Genomic DNA, 255 nt, shown 5'->3' with positions numbered 1-255 from the left:
GCCGCCTCCGCCGCCGATCTTCCGCGCCGCGCGGCGCCCCCGGTGTTCGTGCCGGTGCCGGTGTTCACCTGGACCGGCTTCTACGCCGGTTTCAACGCCGGTTACGGCTTCGACGCCAGCAACGACACGGGCGGCCCGGCCGTCATCGTCGCTGCCAGCCCGATCTACACGGCTTCGCCGGTCGCCATCAACGGCGTGCCGGTCGGTGCGGGCGCCTTCGGCGGCCGTAACTCGAACGAAGGCTTCGTCGGCGGC

Annotated in this window: 1 protein-coding gene; it reads left to right on the top strand. The window is 72.5% G+C overall.

The window, feature by feature from the left end; all coding sequences use genetic code 11:
- Positions 1 to 255 (top strand): hypothetical protein (locus CVH10_RS27020; RefSeq protein WP_219925015.1); only part of this gene is annotated, 255 nt, incomplete at both ends.

The sequence above is a fragment of the Halomonas sp. ND22Bw genome (genome assembly GCF_003011945.1).
Classification (GTDB): domain Bacteria; phylum Pseudomonadota; class Gammaproteobacteria; order Pseudomonadales; family Halomonadaceae; genus Halomonas; species Halomonas halophila.
This window is presented reverse-complemented; position numbering and strand designations above follow the sequence as displayed.